3 protein-coding genes are annotated in these 3,271 nt (G+C 73.0%); 2 read left to right on the plus strand and 1 reads right to left on the minus strand.

Features of this window, described 5'->3' with window-relative positions:
- Positions 1-40: 40 nt before the first annotated feature.
- Positions 41-1,846: a precorrin-3B C(17)-methyltransferase gene (gene cobJ, locus QZ753_RS05145; protein ID WP_294641617.1), complete on the plus strand. Its 1,806-nt coding sequence runs from the start codon at positions 41-43 to the stop codon at positions 1,844-1,846.
- Positions 1,843-2,622, plus strand: a complete 780-nt coding sequence (cobM, locus tag QZ753_RS05150; RefSeq protein WP_294641615.1) for a precorrin-4 C(11)-methyltransferase — start codon at positions 1,843-1,845, stop codon at positions 2,620-2,622. The genes cobJ and cobM overlap by 4 nt, the downstream gene beginning before the upstream one ends.
- Here cobM and QZ753_RS05155 read toward each other — a convergent pair.
- On the minus strand, positions 2,611-3,271 hold a 661-nt coding region (locus QZ753_RS05155), incomplete at its 5' end, for a cobalt-precorrin-6A reductase (protein ID WP_294641616.1). The genes cobM and QZ753_RS05155 overlap by 12 nt on opposite strands.

Genomic DNA, 3,271 nt, shown 5'->3' on the forward strand with positions numbered 1-3,271 from the left:
AGCCGGCGATCCTCGACGCCCTGAACGGACCCCAGCTTCGATGAATGCGCCCGCGATCCTCTGTCTCGGCCCCGCCGCCCTGCCGCTTGCCCGCCGGATCGCCGACGCGCTTCACGGCGAGGTGCATGCCGGCGAACGCGTCTGCGGCGGCGACGTCTCCTTCGCGCGGGCGGGCGACCACATCCGCGCGCTCTTTTCCGATGGGCGTCCCATCGTCGCCCTGATGGCCTCGGGCGCGCTGATCCGCATTCTCGCGCCCCTCCTTGCCGACAAGGGCGCAGAGCCACCGGTCCTGTGCGTCGCCGAGGACGGATCGGCCGTCGTGCCGCTTCTCGGCGGCCATCACGGCGCCAACGACCTCGCGCGCCGCATCGCCGCCGTGCTGCATGTCGCCCCGGCGATCACGACGGCGGGTGACCTGCGCTTCGGCATCGCGCTCGATGATCCGCCGGCCGGATACGCTCTCGCCAACCCGGACGACGCGAAGGCGGTCATGGCCGAGCTTCTGGCCGGCGAGCACGCCTGGATCGAGGGCGAGGCGGATTGGCTCCAGCGCTCGTCGATCCCGCTGTCGGACGACGGACGCGTGACGCTGTCGGTCTCCGAGGAGGAGCGCGCGCCGCACCCGCTCGAACTCCTCTACCGGCCGAAGACACTGGTGCTCGGCATCGGCGCCGAGCGGGGCGCGCCGCCCGAGGAGGCGGTGGCGCTGGCGGAGAGCGTCGTGGCCGACGCAGGCCTCAGCCCCCTGTCGCTCGCCGCCGTCGCCTCGCTCGATCTGAAGGCCGACGAGCCTGCCGTCCATGCCGTGGCGGCCCGCTTCGGCGTGCCCGCCCGCTTCTTCGACCCCGCGACGCTGGAGGCCGAGACGCCGCGGCTCCGTCATCCCTCCGACGTCGTGTTCCGCGAGACCGGTTGCCATGGCGTGTCCGAGGGGGCAGCGCTGGCCGGGGTCGGGGACGCCGGCGAACTGGTGGTGCCGAAGCGGAAATCCGCACGCGCGACGGCGGCCCTCGCCCGCAGCCCCCGCCCGGTCGACGCCGAGACCATCGGACGCGCGCGGGGACGGCTCTTCGTCGTCGGCATCGGGCCGGGCGGCTCGGCGTGGCGCTCGCCCGAGGTCTCGGCTATGGTCGGCCGCGCGACCGATCTCGTCGGCTATTCGCTCTACCTCGATCTCCTCGGGCCGCTGGCAGCCGGCAAACGCCGCCACGACTTCGACCTCGGCGCGGAGGAGGCGCGCGTGCGGTTCGCGCTGGAACTCGCGGCCGAGGGCCGCGACGTCGCGCTGGTCTGTTCGGGCGATGCCGGCATCTACGCGATGGCGACGCTGGTGTTCGAGCTGATCGACCGCGGCGACGTGTCGGATGCGGCGCGCCGCGTCGCGATCGCGGTGTCGCCCGGCATCTCCGCGCTCCAGGCGGCGGCGGCCCGTGCCGGCGCGCCGCTCGGCCATGACTTCTGCACGATCTCGCTGTCCGACCTCCTGACGCCGTGGGAGGACATCCAGCGCCGGGTAGAGGCGGCGGCCGAGGGCGACTTCGTGATCGCCTTCTACAACCCCGTCTCGAAGCGCCGCCGCACCCAGCTCGCCTATGCCCGCGACGTGCTGCTCGCCCACCGGCCGCCGGAAACGCCGGTCGTGCTCGCCACCAATCTCGGGCGCGAGGGCGAGAGCGTGCGCATCGTCGAACTCCGGCATCTCGACGTCGAGGAGGTGGACATGCTCACCGTCGTCGTCGTCGGCTCCACCAACACGCGCGCCTTCGTCAGCGGCGAGGGGCGCACCTACGCCTATACGCCGCGCGGCTACGCCGCCAAGGCCGGATCGGGGATCGGATCGTGACCGTCCATTTCATCGGCGCCGGTCCCGGCGCGCCCGACCTCATCACCGTGCGCGGCCTGCGCCTCATCGAGCGCTGCCCGGTCTGCCTCTATGCCGGCTCGCTGGTGCCTGAAGAGATCATCAAGGCCGCGCCCGCCGGCGCACGCGTTCTCGACACGGCGCCGATGCATCTCGACGAGATCGTCGCCGAAATGCGTGCAGCCCACGAGGCCGGTCTCGACGTCGCCCGCGTACATTCCGGCGACCCGTCGATCTACGGCGCGACCGCCGAGCAGATGCGCCGGCTCGATGCGCTCGACATCCCCTACGACGTGACGCCCGGCGTGCCGGCCTTCGCGGCGGCGGCGGCGGCGCTCCGGCAGGAGCTGACGATCCCGGAGGTCTGCCAGAGCGTCATCGTCACGCGGACGGCGATGAAATCCTCCGCCATGCCGGCGGGCGAGGATCTGGCGACGCTGGGGCGAAGCGGCGCGACGCTCGCGATCCACCTGTCGATCCGCAATCTCGCCCATATCGAGCGCGAGCTTTCGCCCCTGCCGGCCTACGGGCCGGACTGCCCGGTGGTCGTCGCCTATCGCGTCGGCTGGCCGGACGAGGCGTTCATCCATGCGACGCTCTCGACCGTCGCGCGCCGGGTGCGCGAGGCGAAGCTCACGCGCACCGCGCTCGTCCTGGTCGGACGGGCGCTCGGCGCCGAGGGCTTCAAGGATTCCAAGCTCTACGACGCGTCCCACCCCCATATCCTCCGCCCCAAGGCGGTGAAGTCAGCCGGCTAGCCAAGCGAGTGCCGCCTCGACGCTTCCGACCACCGGCGGCGGCGGCGGGGCAGGGCGGTCGATCAGGACGACGGGAAGCCCCAGCGCGCGCGCCGCCTCGATCTTGGCGTAGGACGCCGCGCCGCCCGAGTTGCGGCAGACGAGATGGGTGACGCCGAGGCGCTGGAACAGCGCGATCTCGGCGGCGCGGTCGCCGGGCTTGCCGAGGACGACGTCGGCCTCGAACGGCAGGTCGTCCGGTGGGTCCACCATGCGCAGGATCATGCGAAGGTCCGGCCGATGGCGGAAGGGTGCGATATGCTGGCGGCCGAGCGCGAGGAACGGCCTCGCTCCCTCGGGTAAGGCATCGCGCGCCCCACCGAGGCAGTCGACGCGCTGCCAGCGATCGCCGGCCGTCTCCTCCCAGCCGGGACGGTGGAGCGTAAGACGAGCGACACCGGCCGCCGCAGCCGCCGCGGCTGCGTTGCGCGAGATGCCGGGCGCGAAGGGATGGGTCGCGTCGACGAGATGGGTGATGCGCTCAGTCGCGAGCCAGTCGGCCAGTCCCGCGGCACCGCCGAAGCCGCCGATCCGCGTCTCGACCCCGTCGGGCCGGTCGGGCGCGAGCGTGCGCCCCGCGAGCGACAGGACGAGGCGCTGCGGCGCGATG

It is taken from the genome of uncultured Aureimonas sp. (assembly GCF_913775355.1).
In the GTDB taxonomy this organism is placed as follows: Bacteria; Pseudomonadota; Alphaproteobacteria; order Rhizobiales; family Rhizobiaceae; genus Aureimonas.

What these genes read in the sequence shown, in the direction of transcription:
- cobJ (WP_294641617.1), top strand. Translation starts at nt 41, where the DNA reads ATGAATGCGCCCGCGATCCTCTGTCTCGGCCCCGCCGCCCTGCCGCTT.